20 protein-coding genes and 3 pseudogenes are annotated in these 23,060 nt (G+C 75.9%); 9 read left to right on the top strand and 14 right to left on the bottom strand.

The genetic code is table 11. The features are described from left to right. Nucleotides 1–430 (top strand): annotated as a pseudogene (locus ABD317_RS14845) (hypothetical protein); the annotation flags it as partial. A 139-nt stretch (nt 431–569) separates the two neighbouring features. Here ABD317_RS14845 and ABD317_RS14840 read toward each other — a convergent pair. The 6 genes from ABD317_RS14840 to ABD317_RS14815 form a co-directional block, all read right to left on the bottom strand. Next, the gene (locus ABD317_RS14840; RefSeq protein WP_344290458.1) at nt 570–1,340 is read right to left on the bottom strand and encodes an endonuclease/exonuclease/phosphatase family protein; all 771 of its coding nucleotides are present in this window, start codon (nt 1,338–1,340) and stop codon (nt 570–572) included. A 45-nt stretch (nt 1,341–1,385) separates the two neighbouring features. Then, nucleotides 1,386–2,327 (bottom strand): ROK family glucokinase, encoded by a 942-nt coding sequence (locus tag ABD317_RS14835; protein ID WP_344290457.1) that lies wholly within the window; start codon nt 2,325–2,327, stop codon nt 1,386–1,388. Nucleotides 2,328–2,400: 73 nt separating this feature from the next. Beyond that, a complete protein-coding gene (locus ABD317_RS14830) occupies nt 2,401–2,853 on the bottom strand; it encodes a DUF5304 family protein (protein ID WP_344290456.1) in 453 nt (150 codons plus the stop codon). Nucleotides 2,854–2,978: 125 nt separating this feature from the next. Further along, entirely contained in the window at nt 2,979–4,328 is a 1,350-nt protein-coding gene (locus ABD317_RS14825; protein ID WP_344290455.1) for an ArsA family ATPase, read from the bottom strand. A gap of 8 nt (nt 4,329–4,336) precedes the next feature. Continuing rightward, nucleotides 4,337–4,807, bottom strand: coding sequence for an SRPBCC family protein (locus tag ABD317_RS14820; RefSeq protein WP_344290454.1), 471 nt, complete (start codon nt 4,805–4,807; stop codon nt 4,337–4,339). Between the two features lie 49 nt (nt 4,808–4,856). Continuing rightward, nucleotides 4,857–5,618, bottom strand: coding sequence for a metallophosphoesterase family protein (locus ABD317_RS14815; RefSeq protein ID WP_344290453.1), 762 nt, complete (start codon nt 5,616–5,618; stop codon nt 4,857–4,859). 165 nt (nt 5,619–5,783) lie between these two features. Here ABD317_RS14815 and ABD317_RS14810 point away from each other — a divergent pair, with 165 nt between their 5' ends. Then, nucleotides 5,784–7,592, top strand: coding sequence for an AMP-dependent synthetase/ligase (locus tag ABD317_RS14810; RefSeq protein WP_344290452.1), 1,809 nt, complete (start codon nt 5,784–5,786; stop codon nt 7,590–7,592). Between the two features lie 96 nt (nt 7,593–7,688). Here the strand turns inward: ABD317_RS14810 and ABD317_RS14805 are convergent. After that, nucleotides 7,689–8,811 (bottom strand): annotated as a pseudogene (locus tag ABD317_RS14805) (glycosyltransferase family 4 protein). Between the two features lie 103 nt (nt 8,812–8,914). Here ABD317_RS14805 and ABD317_RS14800 point away from each other — a divergent pair. Continuing rightward, on the top strand, nt 8,915–10,081 hold the full coding sequence (locus ABD317_RS14800) for a glycosyltransferase 87 family protein (protein WP_344290451.1): 1,167 nt from the start codon (nt 8,915–8,917) through the stop codon (nt 10,079–10,081). 18 nt (nt 10,082–10,099) lie between these two features. On the opposite strand, the gene ABD317_RS14795 is transcribed toward ABD317_RS14800, so the two are convergent. The 7 genes and pseudogenes from ABD317_RS14795 to ABD317_RS14760 form a co-directional block, all read right to left on the bottom strand. Beyond that, the gene (locus tag ABD317_RS14795) at nt 10,100–10,222 is read right to left on the bottom strand and encodes a DUF6126 family protein (RefSeq protein ID WP_234019953.1); all 123 of its coding nucleotides are present in this window, start codon (nt 10,220–10,222) and stop codon (nt 10,100–10,102) included. A gap of 17 nt (nt 10,223–10,239) precedes the next feature. Beyond that, entirely contained in the window at nt 10,240–10,833 is a 594-nt protein-coding gene (locus tag ABD317_RS14790; protein ID WP_344290450.1) for a helix-turn-helix domain-containing protein, read from the bottom strand. Between the two features lie 66 nt (nt 10,834–10,899). Next, a pseudogene (locus tag ABD317_RS14780) lies at nt 10,900–12,237 on the bottom strand (hypothetical protein). Between the two features lie 207 nt (nt 12,238–12,444). Beyond that, complete coding sequence (locus tag ABD317_RS14775; protein WP_344290447.1) at nt 12,445–13,482, bottom strand: C40 family peptidase; 1,038 nt, start codon at nt 13,480–13,482, stop codon at nt 12,445–12,447. 255 nt (nt 13,483–13,737) lie between these two features. Beyond that, the gene (locus ABD317_RS14770) at nt 13,738–14,178 is read right to left on the bottom strand and encodes a VOC family protein (protein ID WP_344290446.1); all 441 of its coding nucleotides are present in this window, start codon (nt 14,176–14,178) and stop codon (nt 13,738–13,740) included. Between the two features lie 199 nt (nt 14,179–14,377). Next, on the bottom strand, nt 14,378–15,400 hold the full coding sequence (locus ABD317_RS14765) for a C40 family peptidase (RefSeq protein WP_344290445.1): 1,023 nt from the start codon (nt 15,398–15,400) through the stop codon (nt 14,378–14,380). Nucleotides 15,401–15,706: 306 nt separating this feature from the next. Beyond that, the gene (locus ABD317_RS14760; RefSeq protein ID WP_344290444.1) at nt 15,707–17,065 is read right to left on the bottom strand and encodes an NYN domain-containing protein; all 1,359 of its coding nucleotides are present in this window, start codon (nt 17,063–17,065) and stop codon (nt 15,707–15,709) included. A 149-nt stretch (nt 17,066–17,214) separates the two neighbouring features. Here ABD317_RS14760 and ABD317_RS14755 point away from each other — a divergent pair, with 149 nt between their 5' ends. The 6 genes from ABD317_RS14755 to ABD317_RS14730 all read left to right on the top strand — a co-directional run bounded on the left by ABD317_RS14755 (nt 17,215) and on the right by ABD317_RS14730 (nt 22,821). Then, on the top strand, nt 17,215–17,496 hold the full coding sequence (locus tag ABD317_RS14755; RefSeq protein ID WP_027753746.1) for an Lrp/AsnC ligand binding domain-containing protein: 282 nt from the start codon (nt 17,215–17,217) through the stop codon (nt 17,494–17,496). An 86-nt stretch (nt 17,497–17,582) separates the two neighbouring features. After that, entirely contained in the window at nt 17,583–17,930 is a 348-nt protein-coding gene (locus ABD317_RS14750; RefSeq protein ID WP_344290443.1) for a hypothetical protein, read from the top strand. A gap of 3 nt (nt 17,931–17,933) precedes the next feature. Further along, a complete protein-coding gene (locus ABD317_RS14745; protein WP_344290442.1) occupies nt 17,934–19,349 on the top strand; it encodes a sensor histidine kinase in 1,416 nt (471 codons plus the stop codon). Further along, nucleotides 19,349–20,041 (top strand): winged helix-turn-helix domain-containing protein, encoded by a 693-nt coding sequence (locus ABD317_RS14740; RefSeq protein ID WP_027753749.1) that lies wholly within the window; start codon nt 19,349–19,351, stop codon nt 20,039–20,041. The genes ABD317_RS14745 and ABD317_RS14740 overlap by 1 nt, the downstream gene beginning before the upstream one ends. Before the next feature lie 89 nt (nt 20,042–20,130). Then, nucleotides 20,131–21,552, top strand: coding sequence for an SLC13 family permease (locus ABD317_RS14735; protein ID WP_344290441.1), 1,422 nt, complete (start codon nt 20,131–20,133; stop codon nt 21,550–21,552). An 81-nt stretch (nt 21,553–21,633) separates the two neighbouring features. Beyond that, nucleotides 21,634–22,821 carry a glycerate kinase family protein gene (locus tag ABD317_RS14730; RefSeq protein WP_344290440.1) on the top strand — a complete coding sequence of 396 codons (1,188 nt, stop codon included), beginning with the start codon at nt 21,634–21,636 and terminating at the stop codon, nt 22,819–22,821. The last annotated feature ends 239 nt before the right edge of the window (nt 22,822–23,060 follow it).

Here is a 23,060-nt window from a genome sequence, read left to right as displayed (position 1 = left end):
CAACGACGCGGACGGCGCGCACGCCGGCGACGGCGCCGCCGAGGGTGACGGCACCGGCGGCGGCGCGGCGGCCGGGGCGGCGGCCGGCGGCTCCACCTTCATCGTCTTCTCCGCGGGCACCGGCCCGCGCGACTGGAAGGCGGCGGAGCCCTCGGACGACGACCTCGACGAGACCGACGAGGGCCACTTCGTCCCGCCCGAGCCGCCGCCGCTGCCGAAGGCCGACACGACGACCAAGTTCGCCTGGATCGCGGTCCTCGGCGGCCCGCTGCTCCTGCTGACGATGCTCCTCCTGCAGCAGCCGATGACCTGGTGGGCCGCGGTGCTCGGCATCGGCGGCTTCCTCGGCGGCTTCGGCACGCTCGTCGCCCGGATGCGCACCGGGGACGACGATGACGACGAGCCCCCGAACGGCGGCGCGGTCGTCTGACCCACCGGCCCCGGCTCCGCACGGAACCGGAGGCGTTCGCCGCCCTCTTCGACCGGCACGCCGCCGCCGTACACCGCCCCGGACACGCACGCGTACCCGGGAATGCGGCGCCCGCGCTCCTCCGGCGTCGTGGACGAGGTCAGACGGCGGCCGTGGCCGGGCCGGACGCGGGCACCCGCAGGGCGGCCAGGACGGGGAGGTGGTCGGTGGCGTCGCGGAGGTCGGCCGCGGAGACGCCCGGCAGGCCCGCCGGGACGCCGCAGGCCAGCACCTCGACCGCCGCGGTGGCAAGCACGGCGTCGATGCGCTTCTTCGGGTCGAGCGCGGTGGAGGTGAGCCGGCCGCCCCAGGGGCGTGCCGCCCAGCAGTCCTGCAGCTCGGCGGTCAGCCGGCGGAACGCGGCGCCCTGGGGGCGCTCGTTGAGGTCCCCGGCGACCGCGACGTGCGGTTCGCCGAGCGCCCGCACGTGGGAGAGGAGCAGTCCGGCCTGCTCGTAGCGCTCGGCCCGGGCGAGGCTCAGATGGGTGCTGACGACGGCCAGCCGGGCGCCGCCGAAGCGCAGCACAGCCGTCGCCAGGCCCCGCTGGTGCAGGCCGGGGGTGCGGGGCAGCAGCGTCTCGTCGGTGCGCTCCACGTGCGCGCGCAGGCCGGCGAGGAGCATGGGACCCGCGCTGGTGGCGCCGCCCGCGACGTACAGCAGGCCGGTGGCGCGGGCGAGCCGCGCCGCCTTCTTGCGCCACCGGAAGAAGCGCGGCGCCTCCTGCACGCAGACGACGTCCGGGGCGCAGGCCCGGATCACCCGGGCGAGCGCCGCGGTGTCGTCGCGCATGGAGCGGATGTTGTAGCTGAGCAGCCGGACGACGGCGGAGCCGTCCGGCTCGGTGCGCGAGGCGGGAAGGTCGGGCAGCACCCGCCTGAGACTACCCCCGCGGGGCCGCGGCGGCGGTCAGGTCCGTCAGCCCTGGCGGGCCAGGTCGGCGGCGCCGACGAGCCCGGCGCGACCGCCGAGTTGGGCGGCGAGCACCTGCGCGTGCGGCCGCCACTGGCTGCCCACCAGCCAGCGCCGGAACGACTTGCGGATCGGGTCGAGGACGAGGTCACCCTCGTCCGACACGCCGCCGCCGACGATGAACGCGGACGGGTCGAAGAGCGACGCCAGGTCGGCGAGTCCCGACCCGGCCCAACGGGCCAGCTCCCGGAACGAGTCGACCGCCACCGGGTCGCCCTGCCGGGCCGCCTCGCTGACGTGCCGCCCCTGAACGCCCTCCGGGGTGCCGTCGCCGAGGGCGAGGAGTTTCGCGGCGGACTCGGGGGTGGCGGCGGCGCGCTGGCGCGCGTACCGCACGAGGGCGCGGCCGGAGGCGTACTGCTCCCAGCAGCCCTGGCTGCCGCAGCCGCACAGCAGCCCGTCGGGCACCACCCGGATGTGGCCGAACTCCGCGGCCACGCCGAAGCGGCCGCGGTGCAGCCGGCCGCCGATGATCACGCCGCCGCCGAGGCCGGTGCCCAGGGTGATGCAGACGACGTCGTCGTGGCCCTGGCCGGCGCCGAAGCGGTACTCGCCCCAGGCGGCGGCGTTGGCGTCGTTCTCGACCACGACGGGCAGGCCGATGCGCTGCTCGACCTTGTCCTTCAGCGCTTCGAAGCGCCAGTTGACGTTCGGGGCGAAGAGCACGGTGGCCCGTTTGTCGTCCACGTACCCCGCGGCGCCGATGCCGACGGCCTCGGCCGGAGTGGCGGACGTGACCTCCTGGACCGCCGCGCAGATGGCGTCGACGACGCCTTCGGGTGTCCCGGGGGTCGGTACCGTGCTCGTCTCGATAATCGAGCCCTCTTCGTCGACCACACCGGCCGCAATCTTCGTGCCGCCGATGTCGACGCCGATGGTGAGTCCCATGTCTCCCTCGGATATTCGGTTCGAGCCCCGCTGCGCCTCCTCACATTACCGGAGGCGCCGCGGGACCCGGCCGTCAGTCGAGGTCGATCTGCTCGGGGCTGCTGGGCGGTTCGTCGTCCCGCGACCAGTCCGCCTCCTGCCGCTGAACTGCGGCGCGGTAGGCGGCGGCGATCTCCGTGCCGGCGGTGGCGAGGTGGTCGAAGATCTGCGGATTGCGCTCCACGACGGGCTCGACCACCGTCTTCACGGAGGTGAGGAACTGCTTGGCGAACTGCTGCGCGGCGGTCTGCGCGACGGCGGCGGTGCCGCCGGTCGCGCCGGGGGCGCGCAGCTCGGAGACCTTGTCGGCCAGGGAGTCGAAGAAGCGGCGCAGCTCCTCGGCGGCGCTGACGGGCTCGGGCCCGTAGACCGCGCGCCGCCGGGCCTGCTCGGCAGCGAAGTCCTCGGCGCACGCCTGGGCCCACGCGTCCGGGTCCGGGGCGGTGGAGGCCGCGCCGGGGTCAGGGCGCTCGATGGCATCACTCATACATCGAAGGTACCCGAACAGGGACTTCACGTTCACCGCCGCGCAGCGGGTTGTCCGGGCGGGGGGCGGCCGGGCGGTGCCGGCGGTGCGGGGAGCGCCGCAGGTGGGGGCGGGCGGCGGAGGGCTCAGCGGGGCTGGGGCCAGACCTCGGGGTCCGGGGTGAAGCGGATGTGCAGCTCGCCGTCGTGGAGGCCGGCGCGGTCGATGGTGCAGCGGCGGAGCGCGGCCGGCAGGGGCAGCGCGCGGCGGTGGCCGGCGACGGTGACGAGCAGCTCGTCGCCGCGGCGTACGAGGGTGAGGTCGGCCCGTTCGGCGCCGGGCAGCGGCAGCCGGTACCGCAGCGCTCCCTCGTCGGCCAGCAGGTCGTCGACCTCCGCCGGGTCCCCGTGGCCGCCCGCACCGGCCGCGGCCCGTGCCCGTACCGCCCCCGGCTCGGGCACCGCCTCCGCCAGCGCGGCGAGGGCGACCGGGCCCTGCGGCTCCGGCCCCAGGTGCGGCAGCGCGCAGAACGCGCTGCCCGCGGCCCGCAGCTCGGTGCCCAGCTCCTTGACCACGCGGTGCTGCGCGTCGGCGAGGGTCGCGTACCAGGCGTCCTCGGAGCCGGCCGGCAGGACGCGGTTGGCGACGACGGCCTCGACCGTGCAGCCCTGCAGCGCGAGCGCCGCGCGGAGGCGGCGCAGCTCGCGGGCCTGGCGCGCGGTGGGTTCCAGGACGAGCCGCACGCCCGTCCCGGCGGCTTCCGCGGCCTCCCGTACGGCCTGCAGCCGGTGCTCCCAGCGGGCGGCGGCCTCGTACGCCTGCTCCGCCGGCACCGGCGCCCCGAGCAGCCGGCCCAGCATCGGCCGCAGCCCCCGCGCGGCCTGCCGTTCGGCGGGCAGCAGCCGGCGCAGGTACCGCAGCAGCTGCTCGGGCAGCGCGAGCACCCGCAGCGTCTCGCGGACCGCGGGCATGTCCACCACGACGAGGTCCCAGGGCCCGGGCGGCGCGCCCCCGGCGCCGCCGCCCGCCGGCGTCTCGTACAGCGTCACCAGCGCGCGCAGCAGCGCGTACTCGCGGCTGCCGGGGAGCGGCGTCAGCTCCTCGGCCGCCAGCGGTGTCGCGCCGAGGAGGTCGAGGGTGTCCGCGTGGCTCTCCTGCCAGACCGCCAGCGCCTCCGCCGCCGACTCGGCACCGCGCAGCCGCGCCGCCCACAGCCCGTCCTCGATCCGGACCGGTTCCGTCCACGGCGGTACCTCCCCGGGCCACTCCGCCGCGCCGCCCGGCGGGTCCTGCTCCGGCGCGTCCGGCTCCGGCCCGGTCTCCGGCCGGGGCGCCGGAATCCGCGGCTCCGGCAGCCTCGCCAGCAGCCCGCCCGCCTCCGGGTCCGCGCTCAGCAGCAGCACCCGGGCCCCCTCGCGGGCCGCGCACAGCGCGGTCGCCGCCGCGACCGTCGTACGGCCGGCGCCCGCCGCCCCGGTGACGAGGATCGTGCGCACGCCGGACGTCAGTCCGTACCGGAGCCGGCGGAGGTGTCCGGGCCGCTCTCGACGCGCTTCTTCAGCCCGTCCAGCGCCCGCTCGATGATGATCTTCTCCATCTTGCGCTTCATCATCCCGAGCATCGGGATCTTGACGTCGACGGTCAGCTCGTACGTGACCTCGGTGCGCTCCCCGCCCGCCAGCGGCTTCAGCAGGTACGCCCCGTCCAGCGCGCGCAGCATCTGCGACCTCTCCAGCGTCCAGCGCACCTCGTGCGGGCCCGCCCAGGTGTACGCCAGCGTCTGCTCGTCCCGGATCGTCTTCGCGTCCAGCACCAGCAGCACCCGCGCCGCGCGCCCCTGCCCGTCCGCTTCGAGCACCTCGGTCCGCCGCACCTCGCCGGTCCACTCCGGGTAGCGGTCGAAGTCCGCGATCACCGTCATCACGGCGTCCGGCGCGGCGTCGATGGTGATACTCGACCTGGTGTGCTCTGCCATGCCTGGGCTCCTCCGTCAACCGTCCGCGCTGAAGGTTACCGCGCCCGGTTCACCACTCCAGAACCCACGGCCTCCCGCGGGACGCGAAGTGCCCGACGTTCACGCACTCCGTCACCCCGACCCGCATCCGCTGCGCCAGCGGCTGGTGAACGTGGCCGAAGAGCGCGTACCGCGGCCGCACCCGGTGCACCGCCTCCAGCAGCGCCTCGCTGCCCCGCTCGAAGCGGCGCGCCACCGTGTCGTAGCAGAGGTCGGGGACGAGCGGCGGGATGTGCGAGCAGAGCACGTCGACGTCGCCGAGGGCGGCGACCTTCGCGGCGTACGACTCGTCGTCGATCTCGTACGGCGTGCGCATCGGCGTCTGCAGCCCGCCGCCGACGAAGCCGAAGACCAGCCCGCCGATCTCCACCCGCTCGCCGTCCAGCACCGTCGTGCCCTCGCGGGCGAACTCGGGCCACAGCCGGGGGATGTCCACGTTGCCGTAGGTGGCGTACGTCGGCGCGGGGAAGGCCGCGAACAGCTCGGCGTACTGCTTGCGCACCGCCTTCTCGATCTCCCCGCTCCTGTCCATGCCCGCCCACAGCGAGCGCACGAAGTCGCGGTGCTCGTCGAACCGGCGGGCGGTCCGCAGCTCCACGCTGCGCGTGGTGTTCGCGACGCCGAAGAGGTCGGGGAAGATGCCGCGCGAGTGGTCGGCGTAGTCGATGAAGAGGATGAGGTCGCCGAGGCAGACCAGGGCGTCCGCGCCGTCGCCCGCGCGGGCCAGGTCGGCGCTGTTGCCGTGCACGTCGCTGACCACGTGGACCCTCATGCGATCACCCTACTTCCGCCGCGTTCCCGCGCCCGCGGGCACCCGTCCTGCGACCCGCCCCGCGCCCGCGCGGCGTCGTCCGGCGGTGAGCTGCGCCACTGCCGCGGGGCACCCGGGTGGGGATAGGGTCACAGATGGCCCACCGGCACGTCGAGGAGCAGCGTCTTGCGAGAGTTCGCCCTTCCCGCCCTGTACGAGGTCCCGGCGGACGCCAACCTGGCGGACCTGATCCGCACCAACGCCGCCCGGACCCCCGACCTCGCGGTCGTCGCCCGCAAGAACGCGGCCGGCGACTGGGCGGACGTGTCCGCCGCCGGCTTCCTCGCGGAGGTGGAGGCGGCGGCCCGGGGCCTGGTCGCGGCCGGGCTGCGGCCCGGGGACCGGGTGGGGCTGATGTCCCGTACGCGGTACGAGTGGACGCTGCTGGACTTCGCGATCTGGACCGCGGGCGGCGTCACGGTGCCGGTGTACGAGACCAGCTCGCCGGAGCAGATCGAGTGGATCCTCGGCGACTCGGGCGCGGTGGCGTGCGTGGTGGAGACCGCGGAGCACGCCGCGGCGGTCGCGTCCGTACGGGACCGGGTGCCGGCGCTGCGGCACGTGTGGCAGATCGACGCGGACGGGGACGGCGAGGGCGCGGTCGACGCGCTGACGGCCGCCGGGTCCGGGGTGTCCGACACCGTGCTGGAGAAGCACCGCACCGCCGCCGGCGCCGACTCCCCCGCCACCCTCGTCTACACCTCCGGCACCACCGGCCGCCCCAAGGGCTGCGTCATCTCCCACGGCGAGTTCCTCGCCGAGTGCGGCAACGCCGTGGAGCAGCTGCGCCCGCTGTTCCGCGCCGGCGAGGGCTCGATCCTGCTCTTCCTGCCGCTCGCGCACGTCTTCGGCCGGCTGGTGGAGATCGCGGCACTGCTCGCCCCGATCAGACTCGGCCACGCGCCGAACGTGCAGAACCTCACCGACGACCTCGCCGGCTTCAAACCCACGCTGCTGCTCGGCGTGCCCCGCGTCTTCGAGAAGGTCTACAACTCCGCGCGCGCCAAGGCGGAGGCCGACGGCAAGGGGAAGATCTTCGACAGGGCGGCCCACACCGCCATCGCGTACAGCCGCGCCCTGGACACCGGCGGCCCGGCCCTCGGGCTGCGGCTGCGGCACGCGCTCTTCGACAAGCTCGTCTACGCCAAGCTGCGCGCCGTGCTCGGCGGCCGGGCCACGCACGCCATCTCCGGCGGCGCCCCGCTGGGCGAACGGCTCGGGCACTTCTACCGGGGCATCGGCTTCACCGTGCTGGAGGGCTACGGCCTGACCGAGACCGCCGCCGCGATCACCGTCAACCCGGTGCAGCGGCCGAAGATCGGCACCGTCGGGCAGCCGCTGCCCGGCTGCACCATCCGCATCGCCGACGACGGCGAGGTGCTGGTGCGCGGCGGCAACGTCTTCAAGCAGTACTGGGGCAACGACGAGGCGACGGCCGCCGCGCTGGACGGCGAGTGGTTCCGCACCGGCGACCTGGGGAGCCTGGACGAGGACGGCTACCTGTCCATCACCGGCCGCAAGAAGGAGATCATCGTCACGGCCGCCGGCAAGAACGTCGCGCCCGCGGTGCTGGAGGACCGCATCCGGGCGCACGCGCTGGTGGCGGAGTGCATGGTCGTCGGCGACGGGCGGCCGTTCGTCGGGGCGCTGATCACGCTGGACGAGGAGTTCCTCGGCAGGTGGGCCCAGGACGCCGGCAAGGCGGGCCGGACGGCGGCGGAGCTGGCGGACGACCCGGAGCTGCTGGCCGCGGTGCAGCTGGCGGTGGACGACGGCAACGCGCAGGTGTCGCGGGCGGAGTCGGTGCGCAGGTTCCGGATTCTGCCGGGGCAGTTCACGGAGGAGTCGGGGCTGCTGACGCCGTCGCTGAAGCTGAAGCGGGCCGTGGTGGCGGACAGCTTCGCGGCGGAGATCGAGGCGCTGTACGAGCGGTAGAGCCGCAGGGTACAGCCCGTACCGCACGCGCCCGCCTGCGCCCCGCGCGCAGCGCCCCGCCCGGCACGCCGTCGGCGCCGACGTCCCGGCCGCGCCTCACAGCAGCGACGCCAGCTGCTCCGCCAGCAGGTCCCAGCGCCACCGCTCCGCCACCCACGCCCGCCCCCGGGCCCCCGTCCGTGCGCGCAGCTCCGGGTCGCCCAGCAGCGTCACGATGCGCTCCGCCGCCTGTGCCGCCTGCCGCTCCGGGCCGCCGCGCACCACCCACCCGGTCTCGCCGTCGAGCACCGCGTCCGGGGCCCCGCCGGAGTCGCCCGCGACGACCGGCAGCCCGGTCGCGGACGCCTCCAGGTACACGATGCCCAGCCCCTCCACGTCGAGGCCGCCGCGGCGGGTGCGGCACGGCATGGCGAACACGTCGCCCGCGTCGTAGTGCGCGGGCAGCTCCTCCCACGGCACCGCGCCCGTGAAGCGCACCGCGCCGGCGACGCCGGTCGCCGCCGCCAGCTTCTCCAGCTCCCCGCGGTACGGGCCGCCGCCGACGATCAGCAGCACCGCGTCCGGCTGCGCCGCCAGGACCCGGGGCAGGGCGCGGATCAGGGTGTCCTGGCCCTTGCGGGGCACCAGCCGGGAGACGCAGACGACGACCGGCCGGTCCGCGAGGCCGAGGCGGGCGCGCACCGCGGCGCCGCCCGAGCCGGGGTGGAACTCCTGCTCGTCGACGCCCGGCGGCAGCCGCACCATGCGCGCGGCGGCCTCGGGGGTGAGCGCGCGGGCGATCCGGGAGCGGGTGTAGTCGCCGAGGTACGTGAGCGTGTCCGTCGACGCGCCGATGCGGCGCAGCAGGTGCCGGGCGGCGGGCAGCCGGGCCCAGCCGGCCTCGTGGCCGTGCGTGGTGGCGACGATCCGCTCGGCGCCGGCGCGCCGCAGCGCGGGCGCCAGCAGCCCCAGCGGCGCGGCGGGCGACGCGCGGGGTGGGCAGCAGCAGCGTGGCGCGGTCGCGGACCACCTCGTACGGCTGCCGGGCGTCGAAGTCCCGGGTGGCGGCGCGGCCTTCGGCGTCCCGCTTCCAGCTGGAGGCGTAGACGACGACCTGCTCCGGGTCGAGCCGCAGGCACATGCTGTGCAGGAAGTTCTGGATGCCGCCGGGGCGGGGCGGGAAGTCGTTGGTGACGACGAGCGTCTTGCGGGGGACTCTGTGCGTCGGTGCCGTGTGCATCGCGGCGACAGTACCGCTACCGGCGGTGCCGGGCCCCTGCGGCCGGGCGGAGCCGTGTCGTAGTGTCGTCGGACGCACACGCGGCGGGGGCGGAGGTCGAGCGATGGCACGGGGTGCGGCGCCGGCCGCGGCGTGGGTGCTGACCCGCGTCGGCCTGCTGCTGCTCGTGCTGCAGGTGGTCACGCTGCCCGGGCCGGACGTCACCAGCGACGTCGAGGTGATCTACCGCGGCTGGTACGAGGTGCTGCGCACCGGCACGTTCCCCGTCGACGACGTCAGCTGGCAGTACCCGCCGGGCGCGGCGCTCGCGGTGCTCTCCCCCGCCCTGCTGCCGTTCCTCGGTTACGCGCCCGCCTTCTTCGCGCTTGCCTGCGCGGCGGACGCGCTGGTGCTGGCGCTGCTGCTGCGGGCCGGCGGCGGCGCTTCTGCTCGGCGCGGCTCGCGGGCGGGGGCGTGGTACTGGGTGGCCGGCGTGCCGCTGCTGGGGCCGACGGCGTACGCCCGCTACGACCTGATGGTCACCGCGGTCGCCGTCGCGGCGCGGGGGCGCGCCACGCGGCTGGCGTGGGGCGCGGCGGCGGGCACCGCCGCGGCGCTGGCACTGGTCGCCGCCGTCGCGCTGCCCGGGGCGTTCGGCTTCCTCACGGCGCAGCGCGACCGCGGCACGGAGGTGGAGTCGCTGGGCGCGCTGGTCTTCCACGTCGGCCGGCACGCCGGCTGGGACGGCACGGTGGAACTGCACTACGGCTCCATGGAGTTCCTCGGCCCGGGGGTGGGCCTGGTCAGCGATCTGGCGCTGGGGCTCTCGTTGCTGGCGATGGGGTGGCTGGTGCTGTGGCGGCTGTGGGCGCGGGAGTTCACGGCGACGACATGGTGCGAGGCGGCGTTCGCCGGGACGCTGCTGTTCACCACGACGAGCCGGGTGATCAGCCCGCAGTACCTGATCTGGCTCGTCGGCCTGGCGGCCGTGTGCCTGACGCTGCGGGCGGCGCGGATGGCGCTGCCGGCGGGGCTGGTGCTGGCGGCGACGGGGGTGACGCTGGCGGAGTTCCCGGTGTGGTTCGGGGAGGTCGTGGCGAGCACCGGGTTCGGGATCGCGCTCCTGGCGCTGCGGAACGGGCTGCTGGTCGCGGCGACGGCGGTGGCGTGCGTACGGCTGTGGCGCTCGACGGTCACGGAACCGGGGCGGCGGGCGCGGGGCGCGGACCCCGGAGTGCCGCGGCAGCGGGGGCGTACCGCGCCGGCGCGGGACGGGCTGCTGACGTGGTGACGGGCTCCGCGGCGCGGGCTACGCGCCGCCGGCTTTGAAGAGGAGCAGCAGGAACGCGGCGAAGAGGTGGCCGACGAAGACGTAGACGAGCAGACGGATCACCAGGCCGCGGGGGAATCTCTCCTCTGTCCGCTTGGGCACCGCGTTCTCCTTGGGGGTCAGTGCCGGGTGCCGGCGCCCAGGCACAGCCCGGCGACGGCGCTCTGCAGCAGGGTGTGGACGAAGAGCAGGTCGAGCCCGCCGCGGGTGGCGGCGGCGATGCGGTGCGGGGTGAGGGAGTCGAAGTGGGCGCTGTCGCCCGGATCGAGCAGGTGCTCGGTGTCGCCGAGGGCGAGCCGCATCCGCCCGTCGAGCACGTACAGCCACTCCTCGCCGGGGTGGACGCGGACGAGGTCGCGGTGCTCGGCGTCGTACGGCACGTGCACCCGCAGCGCCTGCATCCCGCGGTCCGCGCCCCCGGCCGGCCGGTACGACCAGCCGCCGGCCTCCCGTACGGGGGCGTCGGCGCCCCGGACGACGGACGTCGGCGCGGCCGGGGCCTCGCCGAGCAGCTCGGAGACCGTCGTACCGTAGACCCGGGCCAGCTTGAGCAGCACCGGCAGGGAGGGCTGGCGCTGCCCGGTCTCCAGCCGGGACAGGTGGGCGGGCGACAGCTCGGCCCGGGCGGCCCCGGCCTCCAGCGTCAGCCCGGCGCGGCGGCGCAGCTCGCGCAGCCGCGGGGCATGGGGGTGGTCGGGGCTCATGTCCCCCATTGAGCCCGGGAGGGTGCCCCGGAGTCAAATGTCTTGCCTCTCAGGCAAAAGACGGGTTGGCCTGGCTCAACCCAGCTCCCGCTTGAGATACGCCCGCCACCGCCGGGTGAACTCCTCCGGCCCCACGCCCAGCTCCACCCGCAGCACCGGGCCGGCCGCCTGCGCGCGCGAGTCCGCGGCGCCCACGGCCCGGTAGAGCGCCAGGAGCCGGTCCGCGCCCCACTCCTCCGCGATCATCCGGCAGGCCAGCCACGCCTCGCCGTACGCCCGCGCCGGCCGGCCGCCGCTCGCGGCGCGGCCGAAGTCGGCGTCGGCGGCCTAGTCCCGCGGCACCCGGCCGGTGGCGACGGCGCCGGCCAGCTCCGGCGCGCCGGCGCGCGGACCGCGGCCTACGCTGCCGAAGCCCACCCAGTCCGCGAGCCCCTCGGAGAGCCAGAGGGGGGTGGCCGGGGTGGTGTGGACGCGGGTGGCGACGTGGGTGGTCTCGTGGGTGAGGACGATGCGCCGGCCGGGGACGCCGAGGGTGTCGTACGCCTCGGGGTTGACGACGACGCGGTCGGCGGGGGCGGCGGTCCGGCGGCTGTCCCGCCGGTGCGGGGCACCGGTGTCGTTGCCGGTGTCGTCGGCGGCGCCCGCGCCGGTGCGGCCGGTGGTGACGGCGGCGGTGCCCGCGTAGTCCGTGGGCCCCGCGCCGAGCAGCTCCCCCATCGCCGCCTGCGACCCGGGCACCAGCACCACCACGCGGCGCGGCCAGCCGGGGCCCCACGCCGCGGACACGTCGGACACGGCGCGGTCGGCGACGGCGGCGACCTCACGCAGGCCGGCCTCGGGGCGGCCGACGCCGAGCACGAGGCTGCGCGCGCCGCGTACGACGGTCATGGGGCCCTGCTCCCACGGCTGCGGCCGGGTGCCGGGCGCGGGGCCGCCGACGTACCAGCGGCCGTCGCGGCGTACGAACTCCAGCCGGCGGTCGTGGGTCACGTCGCCGGGGTCGAAGCCGCGGAGGCGGTAGCCGAGCCGGACGTCGGCGGTGACGCGGCCGTCGTCGTCGCCGGTGTCGGAGTCGGCGTCGGTGTCGGCGTCGGCGGGGACGGGGGCGTCGAGGCGGAGGGTCCAGGCGGCGAGCGGGAGGGCGCCGAGGTTGCGGAAGGCGGTGCGCTGCTGCCGGCGGTACGGGGCGGCCTGCGGGTCGACGGTGCGCAGGAAGGCGGCCTCGTCGCCGTCGCGGACGGCGGCGGAGCGGCGGTGGAGGAGGTCGGCGACGGCGCGGGTGGCGGCGTGGTCGGTGGCGGGCGGGTCGCCGCGTACGCCGCCGTCGCTGTCGCCGCCGTCGCCGCAGCCGGCGAGCAGGGCGGCGAGCAGCCCGGTGCAGAGCACCAGCACCGCCGTCCGCACTCCCGCCACGCCCCGAGAGTACGACGCCCCGGCCCCGTGCGGGGCGGCGCGGGTGACCGGGGCGGGCGACCAGGGCGGGTGACCGGGCGGTTCTGTCGGTGGAGCGGCCTACCCTGGGGCGGGAGTGCGGGGGACGTGGGCGTGTACGTGGACGGGGTCGAGGGCGTGGACCGGGGGGACGGGTCGGGGACGTGGACCGGGGGGGGACGGGTGGTTCTACGGGCGCGTCACGGACGCGACCGGCATCATGCCCACCGGGTCGTAGCGCACCGCCGCACCCGGGTACGGCGCGTGGACGACCTGTCCGCCGCCCACGTACATGCCCACGTGGCTGGCGTCCGCCCGGTACGTCACCAGGTCCCCCGGCCGCGCCTCGGCCAGCGGCACCTGGCGGCCGGCGTGGCGCTGCGCCTGCGACGTGCGCGGGATCGACACCCCCGCCCGGGCATAGGCCCACTGCGTCAGGCCCGAGCAGTCGAACCCCGCCGGGCTCGCGCCGCCCCACACGTACGGGGTGCCGACCGCGCCCCGCGCCGCGGCCACCGCGAGCGCGCCGCGGCCGGAGGCGGGTGCTTGGCCGAAGTCGGGTGCCGCCGCGGAGCGGGAGGCCCGGCGGCCGGCGTCGGGGCGCTCCTTCTCGGGCAGCGAGTTGAGGAGCCGGCGCGCCTGCGCCAGCCGGTCGGTGATCTCCCTCCGGTGCCGGGCGAGCGCGTCGCGGCCGCGCTCCAGTTCGGCGAGGGTGTCGCGGGCCTGTACCCGCTTCTGCTCCAGCCGGCGCTGGAGGCCGACGAGTTGGCGCAGCCGGCCGCTCTGCAGGTTGCCGATGCGCTCCAGGGTGGCAGCCTTCTCCAGATAGTTCTCGGGGCTCGCCGAGAGGATCAGGGTCAGGTTCGGGTCGATGCCGCCGGAGCGGTACTGCGCCCCGGCGAGGGAGCCGAGCGCGGTGCGCATCCGGTTGATCCGGGCCAGGTCGCGGGCGGCGCGGTCCTGCAGCCGCGCCGCCTTGCGGCGCAGCTCCGCGGTACGCTCCCGGGCCGCGTTGTACTTCTCGGTGGCCCGCTCGGCCTGGGCGTGGAGGTCCTGCACCCGCTGCCTGGCCTCGACGTGGTCGTCGGGGGCCGCGAGGGCCGCGTCGGAGAGACCGGCGAAGACCGCGGGCGAGCCGGACAGCGCCGCCGCCGCGGCGACGGTGAGGACGCCGGTGCGCAAGCGGCCGGCACCGCCGGGCCGGGTGGATCGTCGATGTGCTGACACGCGGCAGACAGTAACCACGCGACTACGCGGCGACCAAGAACCGCCCTCCGGGGCGGTTGCGGCGCCCGGGTGCCGACGCAGGTCACCCGCAGGGCGTTCGAAACGCGCCGTGTCGGCAATTCGCCCGAACGGGCGGCACGGTGGCGCGTCCCGCGACGAACGCGCCCCGCCGCCGCCCGCGGCGCGGCGGCGAACACCGGCACGGCCTTCGGCCGTACGTCCGTCCCCGCCCGTCGCGTTTGCCGCGCTCGCGTGTCAGCGCAGCTGCTGGGCCAGTCCGACGATGATGCCCTCGGGGCCGCGGACGTAGCAGAGCAGGTAGCTGTCCTCGAACCGGGCGATCCGGCCGAGGAGTTCGGCGCCGTGCGGGCGCAGCCGGACGACGGTGTCCTCAAGGTCGTCGACGGCGAACATGACGCGGTGCGTGCCCAGGATGTTGTGCGGCCGGTTGCGCGGCCCGTCGCTGGTCGCCGCGGGGCTGCGGTACTTCGCCAGTTCGAGCCGGCTGTGCCCGTCAGGGGTGCGGACCATCGCGATGTCGCAGTGGACGCCGTCGAGTCCGGTGCACTGGTCGGCGACGGGGCCCTGGACCTCCGCCCTGCCCTCCAGCTCCATGCCGAGTTCCACGAAGAACGCGACGGCGGCGTCCATGTCCTCGACGACGATGCCGACGTTGTCCATGCGCTGAATGGCCATGCTGGTCTCTCCTTCTGCCGTGCGCGGGCCGGTGGTGGCCGCCGCTGCCCCTGGGACGGAGCCGGCGGCCGGTTCTCGACATCCGCAGACCGCAGAATTCCGGGAGAACCGGGGCCCGCCGCCCCGGCGGGCGGATCAGAAGGTACGACCCGACCCCCGACCGGCGAGGAATCCGCCGGTCAGGGGGGTGTCGGTGGCGTCAGACGCGCGCGCCCCACATGAAGGGCATGTTGCCGACGGACTCGTAGCGCACCACGGCGCCCGGCTTGGGGGCGTGGATGATCTGGCCGTTGCCGGCGTAGATGCCGACGTGGTGCAGGTCGCTGTAGAAGAACACGAGGTCGCCGGGCTGCAGGGCGCTGGCGGAGGATATCCGGGTGCCGACGTTGGCCTGGTCCTGCGAGATACGCGGCAGCGACACGCCGGCCTGCGAGAAGGCCCAGCCGGTGAGGCCGGAGCAGTCGAACGAGCTGGGGCCGGTCGCGCCGTAGACGTACGGGGCGCCCAGCTTGCTCTGCGCCGCGGACAGGGCGGCGGCGCCGTGGGAGGAGCCGGGGGGCAGGTCGCCGAGGTCGACGCGCTCCTCCGACTCGCGGCTGGCGCGCTGCTCCTCTTCGGCGAGCGCGGCCTGCTCCGCGGCGGTCAGCTGGTTGAGCAGGGAGCGGGCCTTGCCCAGTTTGTCCTGGACCTTCTTCTTCTGGGCGCCCAGCTCCTTGCGGGTCTCCGCCAGGTCCTTGAGCTTCTCGCCCGCCTCCTGGCGCTGCTGCGCGAGGCTGCGCTGCTTGTCGGCGATGCGCTCCAGCGACTCGGCCTGCTTGCCGCTGACCCGGTCCATCGTGGACGCCTTGTCCAGGTAGGTGTCCGGGTCGGCCGAGAGGAAGAGCTGCACGGACGGGTCGATGCTGCCGCTGCGGTACTGGGCGTTGGCGAGCGAACCGAGGCCGTCGCGGAGGTCGTTCAGCTCCTGCTGGCCGCGGGCGGCCTTGTCCTGCAGCTCCTCGACGTCCTCTTCGAGCTTGTCCTGCCGCTCCTTGGCGCCGTTGTACTTCTCCGTGGCGCGCTCGGCGTCCTCGTACAGGCTGTCCACCTGCCGCTTGACGTCGTCCTTGTCGGGAGCGGCGTGCGCGCTCTGGGTGGAGATGGCGACGGCCGCGGCGGCGGTCGCGGTGAAGACGGTGACCCTGGCCCGGTTCGGCTGCTTCGGTCGACGGTGGGACGCCACGAAGGCGAGCTCCTCTTCCTCCAGCCGCCCGACCGTGGCTTGGGGACGCCCCGGTACCGGCGGGACCTTCGCCATCGCTCCGGTTGAGCGATCGACAGCACGAAGGTTCGACGCCAGACACTAACGAGGCTCCGGTGATCCGATCAAATCCCTCCGGCAAAAAAGTCCCCCCGAAGCGCGTTTCTTTACTCATCTCACACGGCCAGTAGTCACCGTTCGACAACGAGTTGGACTCGGAGCGGCGAACTGTCCACACCCGGCCGAGACAGCCGTGATGTCCGAACTCGCCCGCGTTTCCCCGGGTTGTCAGCTGCGCGCGAGCCGTTTGAGGAGCAGCGCGGACGACACGGGGCGGGCGCCGGCGGCGGCGACGCCGTCGGCGACCTCGCGGTCGGCGGAGACCACTACGACCGGACGGCCGGTGGGTTCGGCCCGTACGAGCCGGCGGATCAGCTCGTCGGCGGTCTCCCCCGGGTCGCTGAACAGCACCCGCACCCCGCGCGGCGGGGCCAGCAGCACCGGCGCGGCCAGCTCCGCGCCGTCGAAGACGCACGTCACCTCGGCGCCCGTCTGCGCCGCGAGGCCGGCGAGGCCGCCGAGGAGGCGCAGGCGCTGCTTCTCCAGCGGGAGGGTGGGATAGCCGGTCTTGGTGACGTTGTAGCCGTCGACGACCATGTGGGCCTGCGGCAGGGCGAGCAGCTGGTCGAGGAGCGCGGGGTCGGTGGCGGACAGGGCGCGGGCGGCCACGTCCTTCGGCGACATCGTGCCGGGCTCGACGGCGCGTACGGTGTCCGCGGGGGTCATCCGGGTGGGCGGCAGGGCGAGTTCGCGGCGGAGCCCCTGGGCGGCGTCGAGGACGGTGTCGAGGAGGAGCCGTACGCGCATGTCCTCCACGCTGCGGCCCTCCCGGGCGGCGCGGCGGCTGGCCTCAAGACCCGACTCGGCCTCGCCGAGGCGGGCGCGCAGCCGGCGGGCCTCGCTCTCGGCCGCGGCCAGCTGGGCCGCGGCCTCGTCGCGGCCGGCGGCGGCCTCCTGCTGCAGCTTGCGCACGGCCGCCTCGCCGCGTTTGACGTCGCTGAGCGCGGCGCGCAGCCGGCGGTGCAGCCCCTCGTTCTCGCGCCGCAGCGACTCCAGTTCATGCCGGGTGCGCTCGGCGTCGCCGCGGGCGGCGGCGCGGGCCTCGGACAGCTCCGTACGCAGCCGGGCCAGCTCGCGGGCAGCCTCCTCGCCGGCCCGCTCGTCGCCGGCCCGCTGCTCCTCCTCGCCGGCGGCGGCGATGAGCTTGGCCCAGCCCGGGGGGCGCAGGACGTCGGCGAGCGCCGCGACGTCGTCCGGCTCCGCGGCGGCCGGCGGGCTGCCGGCGCGCAGCGCGGCGGCCAACTCGGGCTGGAGGCCGGCGGCCCGCTCGGCGATCCGGTCGCGGAAGGCGGCGTCGGTCTCCAGCGCGGCCGCGATCGCGTTGCCGGCGAGCCGGACGCGGCGGGAGGGGGTGAACCGGGCGTACTGCCGCAGCTGCACGGGCAGCTCGGCGACGGTCAGCCCGCCGAAGCACTCGTCCGCCAGCGCGATGATCCGGCGGCGGACCCCCTCGGGCAGCGGGCCGTCGAGCACCTCGGCCGCGTCCTCCTCGGAGGAGACGCCCGGGCCTTCCCTCGGCTCCACCACCGGTCACCTTTCCGCCTCAGCGATCCCCGCGGCCCCGGGCCGGCCGTCCGGCGTCGCAGGCCGTGCCCCCACCCTACGACCTGGAGCGGGGTCTGGGGCAGGCAGATAGAGTGAGCGCCGCACGCGGTTCCGAGAGGGAGAGCGAACACATGATCACTGCGATCGTTCTGATCAACACCGACGTGGATCGCATTCCCGAGATCGCGGAGTCGATCGCCGCGATCGACGGGGTCAGCGAGGTGTACTCGGTCACCGGGGCGCACAACCTGATCGCCCTCGTCCGGGTGGCGCGCCACGACGATCTGGCCGACGTGATCCCCGGACGGATCAGCAAGGTCCCGGGCGTGGCGGCGACGGAGACGCACATCTCCTTCCGTACGTACTCGCAGCACGACCTCGAAGCCGCGTTCGCGATCGGCCTGGAGGAGTAGCGCGGAGCGCGCCCGGGGCCGCAGATGAAGAATCCCTCATCCGGTCTTCACGCTGCGCCGCCCTCGCCGGCCGCAGGCTCGGACGCATGGCTTTCTCGCAGCGCATGGCCGCACTGACCGCGGTCGTGGCGATCCCGCTGGGCGTCGCCGCGACCAGCTACGCCCTGACCGACGACCCGGAGGAGCCGGCCCCGCCCGCCCGGGTGGAGATGGAGGGCGGGAGGTCCTCCCCGCCGGGCTCCGCCCCGCCCTCCCCCGAGGGCACGCCCGGCGACGAGGTCGTCTCGCCGCCGCCGGTACGCGACGGGCCCGCGACGGATCCGGCCGGCGGCCCGGGCGGCGGCGGCACGGACGACGACGGTGACGACGGCGGTGACGACGACGGCGGCGGCGACGACTCCGGCGGCGGCAACGACGACGAGTTCGACGACTGACGCATGATCTCCGCGCGCGCCCGCATCCTGCTGTGGCTGCTGGTGGTGATGACCGCGGCGCTCGCCGCCGTCGCCGGCACCACCCGGTCCATCCTGCTGCGCGACCTGGACCACCGGGTGGACCGGCTGCTGGCGCAGGAGACGCGGGAGTTCGCGAACCTCTACGAGGAGGGCGTCGACCCCGAGACCGGCCGCCCCTTCACCAGCCCGCGCAGACTGCTGCGGGTCTTCCTGCAGCGGCAGTACGCGGACCCGGACGAGGAGCTGCTCGGCCTGGTGGGCCGGCCCGGCCGGGGTCCGGCGCAGCTCGTACAGCCCCGGGACCTGACCGTGGCCCGGCCGCTGGAGGCCGACTCCGCGGGCCGCCGGGAGATCTTCGCGTCCGAGGAGCGCACGGGCACCCTCGACCGGCCCTCGGGCGGGCTGCGCTGGGCCAAGGTCGGCATCGGCGCGCCGGGCGAGCCGGACGCGGCGGCGTTCGTCGTCGCCATCCACACCGAGCGCGAACGCGAGCGGGTCGCCGACGTGTTCGTCATCATGCTCGCCATCTCGGCGGTGGCGCTGGTGCTGGTCTGCGCCATCGGCTGGGCGGTGGCGGGCCGCATCCTGGCGCCCGTCCGGCTGGTCGGCGAGACCGCCGCGCAGCTGACCGAGCAGGACCTCACCCGGCGGATACCGGTGCGCGGGCGCGCCGACCGGGACGAGACGGCGGCGCTGGCCGCCACGTTCAACGCCATGCTGGACCGGCTGGAGCGGGCGTTCGCCGCGCAGCGGGAGTTCGTCGACGACGCCGGGCACGAGCTGCGCACGCCGATCACCATCGTGCGCGGGCACCTGGAGCTGATGGGCGCGGACCCGGCGGAGCGCGAGGAGACGCTGCGGCTGGTCACCGACGAGCTGGACCGGATGACCCGGATCGTGGAGGACCTGCTGCTACTCGCCAAGGCCGAGCGGCCGGACTTCGTGGCGCCGGAGCCGGTGCAGCTGGCGGAGCTGACCGCGGACGTGTTCGTCAAGGCCCGGACGCTGGGCGAACGGGACTGGGAGCTGGGCGAGGTCGGCGACGGCGAGGTGCACCTCGATCCGCAGCGCGTCACGCAGGCGATGGTGCAGCTCGCCCAGAACGCGGTCCAGCACACCGCGCCCGGCGGGCGCATCCGCATCGGCTCCCGGGTCGCCGGCGGACACGTCGAGCTGTACGTCGCCGACGGCGGCCCCGGCGTCCCGGAGCAGGACGCCGACCTCATCTTCGAGCGCTTCCGCCGCGGCACCGCGCGCCGCGGCTCCCGCGGCGGCGGCGCGGGCCTGGGCCTGGCCATCGTCAAGGCCATCGCCGAGGGCCACCGCGGCCGCGTCGGACTCGGCCCCACCGAAGGCGGCGGGGCCACCTTTACGCTGATCCTTCAGGGGGGTCTGTGATGAACCGGATTCTCATCGCCGAGGACGAGGAGCGTATCGCCTCCTTCGTGGAGAAGGGGCTGCGCGCCAACGGCTTCACCACCACCGTCGCCGCCGACGGCGACACCGCGTACGAGTTCGCCCTCACCGGCGGCTTCGACCTGGTCGTCCTCGACATCGGGCTGCCGGTCCTGGACGGCTTCACCGTGCTGCGCCAGCTGCGCGAGGCGCGGTCGACGGTGCCGGTCATCGTGCTCACCGCGCGGGCGTCGGTCACCGACACCGTCGCGGGCCTCGAAGGCGGCGCCGACGACTACATGACCAAGCCGTTCCGCTTCGAGGAGCTGCTCGCCCGGGTGCGGCTGCGGCTGCGTACCGCCGCGCGGGCGCCGGAGGTGACGGTGCTGCGCAGCGGCGACCTGTCGCTCGACCTGCGGACCCGCAGGGCCCGGGCCGGCGGGCGCACCGTGGACCTGACGGCCCGGGAGTTCGTGCTGCTCGAACTCTTCCTGCGCCACCCCGGGCAGGTGCTCTCGCGCGAGCAGATCCTCTCCCACGTGTGGGGCTACGACTTCGACCCGGGCTCCAACATCGTGGACGTGTACGTACGGGCGCTGCGCAAGAAGGTGGGCGCCGAGCGGGTGGAGACCGTACGCGGCATGGGCTACCGGCTGCCGGCCCGCCGGCCGGATGAACGGAAGCCGTCGCACTGACACTCTTTCGGGTGACACCCGGGTAAAAGGTGAAATCTCCTTAATCTTCGGCTCATCACCCGCTCACCGCCGCCGCCGAGGCTCAGGACGTGACCCTCTCCCTGCGCCAGGCCGCGGTGTTGTGCGCGGCCCTCAGCGTCTGCGCCCTGCTGGCCGTCCCGGGCAACGCCCCGGGGCTGAGCACCGACGGGCGCCTGACCCTCGCCGTGTTCGCCCTGGCGACCTGCGCCTGGATCGGCACGCCGATCGACGACACGTTCATCGCGCTGGGCGCGGGGCTCGCGCTCGTCGTCACCGGGGTGCTGGACAGCGAGACGCTGTTCGGCACCCTCGGCGACGCGACGGTGTGGCTGCTGATCTGCGCGTTCGTGCTCGCCGCCGCGGTGGCGGGCACGGGCCTCGCGGGCCGGGCGGCGGCGTTCCTGGTCACCGGGGCGCGCTCCGTACGGCAGCTGGTGCACCTGACGACGGCGGCGCTCGTCGTCACCGCCTTCGCCGTGCCGGCCACCTCGGGCCGGGCGGCGCTCGCGCTCCCGGTGTTCCTCGCCCTGGCCAGGGCGCTCGGCGAGCGGCGGCGGCTGGTGGTGATGCTGGCGCTGCTGTTCCCGACCGTCATCCTGCTGTCGGCGGTGGCGACGCTCATCGGCGCCGGGGCGCACCTGATCACGGTGTCGGTGCTGTGGGAGGCGACCGGGGAGCAGATCGGCTTCACGCGGTGGCTGCTGCTCGGGCTGCCGCTGGCGATCGCCACCGCCCACCTCGCCGCCGAGGTGGTGCTGCTGACGACGACGCGGCGCGTGGACCGCAAGGGCCCGGTGCACCTGACCGCGGAGCAGATACAGGAGCACGCCGAGCAGCCGGTCACCGGCCCGCTGTCGCCGGCGGAGGCGCGCTGCGCGCTGCTGCTCGGCACGGTGGTGGCGCTGTGGTGCAGCGAGCCGGTGCACCGGGTGCCGCCGGCGGTGGTGGCGCTGATCGGCGCGGTGGTCGCGGCGTCGCCGGCGATCGGGACCGTTCGGCTGAAGGACGCGCTGCGCACGGTGCCGTGGTCGCTGCTGCTTTTCATGGCGGCGACGATGGCGATGGGCGTCGCGCTGTCGGAGTCGGCGGCCGCCGCGTGGCTGGTCTCCGGGCTCCCGGGCGGCTCCGCCGTGCCGGCGTGGGCGTTCCTGGCCGGGGTGGTCGCCGTGAGCACCGCCGCGCACCTGGTGCTGCAGTCCCGCTCGGCGCGCTCCAGCGTGCTCGTCCCGCTGGTGATCGCCGCGGCGCTGGCCGCCGGCGTCAACCCCGTCGCCGCCGCCCTCGCCTCCACCGCCGCGGCCGGCTTCTGCCAGACGCTGCCCGCGTCCGCCAAGCCCGTCGCGCTCTTCTCCGTGCCGGGCGTGCCCACGTACACGCCGCGGGATCTGCTGCGTACGGCCGCGGTGCTGGCGCCGCTGACGGCGGCGCTGGTGCTGCTGTTCGCGCTCGCGGTGTGGCCGCTGCTCGGGGTGCCGGTCACGGACCGCTGACCCGCTCCCCCCCGCTGACCCCGCTGACCCCGCTGACCCCGCCGACCGACCCTCGCAACCCTCCACCCCGGGAGCCCGCTCATGCTCAACCGCGTCGTCGTCGCCCCCAGCGGCTTCAAGGAATCCCTGTCCGCCGAGGCCGCCGCCGAGGCCATCGCCGAAGGCGTCGGCCGGGTGCTGCCCGACGCCGCCGTCGACCTGATCCCGCTCGTCGACGGCGGCGAGGGCACGGCGCAGGCGCTGGCCGCGGCCACCGGCGGGCGGCTCGTGCCGCACACCGCCACCGGGCCGGTCGGCGACCGGCTGGAGACCCACTTCGCGCTGCTCGGCGACGGCACCACCGCGGTGGTCGAGATGGCGGCCGTCGCCGGACTCGCCCTCGTGCCCCGCCCCCGCCGCGACCCGGGCGGCACCACGACGTACGGGGTCGGGGAGCTGATCCGCGCCGCGCTCGACCGCGGCGTGCGGCGCGTCGTCGTCGGCTGCGGCGACTCCGGCACCTCCGACGGCGGCGCCGGCGCCCTCACGGCCCTCGGCGCCCGGCTCCTCGACGCCGGTGGCCGCGACCTCGCCCCCGGCGGCACCGCCCTCGCCCGGCTCGCGCGCGTCGACACCGCCGCACTCGACCCGCGGCTGGCGGCGACGGAGCTGCTGGTGGCCTGCAACCCGTACAACGTGCTGTGCGGCCCCCGCGGCGTCGCCCGCGTCTTCGGCCCGCAGAAGGGCGCGACCCCGCGGCAGGTCGAGGAGCTGGCCGGCGCCCTCGGCCGCTGGGCCGACGTCCTCACCCGCGACCTCCCGGCCCCCGGCACGGACCTCCGCCGCGGCCCCGGCACCGGCGCCTCCGGCGGCCTCGGCGCCGGCCTCGCGGCGGTCGGCGCCCGGCTCCTCCCCCGCTTCGAGGTGCTCCTCGGCCACCTCGACCTCGACGCCCGGCTGGCCGCCGCCGACCTCGTCATCACCGCGGAGGGCGCCCTCGACCGCCAGACCCCGCGCGGCAAGGTCCCCGCGGAGGTGGCGCGGCGCGCCAAGCTCCACGGCCGCCCGGTCCTGGCGCTGGCCGGCACCCTCGGCGAGGGCGCGCACGAGATCCACGGCACGGGCGTCGACGCCTACGGCACCATCATCCCCGGCCCGATGGCGCTGCCCGAAGCGCTGCTGCGGGCCCGGGAGTTCCTGGCGGACGCGGCCGAACGGTCGCTGCGCATGGTCCTGATCGGCAGCGCGCTCGCCGGGCGGCCGGCCGCCGGGCGCGGGAACGCGCGGTAGACCGCGGGCCCCGGACCGGGGCGGCGGGGCACGCCGGGGCGCCGCCGTGCCTGGCCGCGCGCCGCGGCCGAACGAGACGAGCAGCGTTCGCCGGCGCGGATGTGCGCCGTGCCCGGACGCGCCCAGATCCCGGTCCGACGGGGCCCGGGTCCCGGCCCGGGTACCGCGGCCCGGTCGCGGTTCCGGTGCGCGACGTGCACACCGCCGAGCGGTGCATCCGGGCAACCTGGCGGACGCGC

This window comes from Streptomyces synnematoformans (genome assembly GCF_039531005.1).
Classification (GTDB): Bacteria; Actinomycetota; Actinomycetes; order Streptomycetales; family Streptomycetaceae; genus Streptomyces; species Streptomyces synnematoformans.
The sequence above is the reverse complement of the archived record's forward strand: the minus strand, read 5'-3'. Positions and strand labels throughout refer to the sequence as shown.